Annotated in this window: 1 protein-coding gene; it reads right to left on the reverse strand. The window is 43.7% G+C overall.

Annotation, left to right across the window (positions count from 1 at the left end; genetic code table 11):
• On the reverse strand, positions 1-300 hold a 300-nt coding region (locus tag BW716_RS36010; RefSeq protein ID WP_143709293.1), incomplete at both ends, for an Ig-like domain-containing protein.

The raw sequence follows: 300 nt of genomic DNA on the forward strand, positions 1-300 counted from the left end.
CAACCACACTTCCATTGTAAACTACATCTTCAGGAGTGGTAATATTCTGGTCCGCACCTGTCGGATCATCATTTACCGCTGTTACGATGATATTAATTGTTACCGTTGCAGTACCGCCATTACCATCATTGATCTCGATAGTGAAACTATCAGGACCGTTATAGTTGGTTGCTGGCGTGTAAGTATATGTTCCATCTACATTGACGGTAGCGGTTCCATGTGTTGGATCAGTAGCCTTGCTGTATGTCAGCGCGTCACCATCCAGATCATTACCTACTAGGGTTCCATTATAAGCTACAT

The organism is [Flexibacter] sp. ATCC 35208, assembly GCF_001975825.1.
GTDB lineage: Bacteria > Bacteroidota > Bacteroidia > Chitinophagales > Chitinophagaceae > Chitinophaga.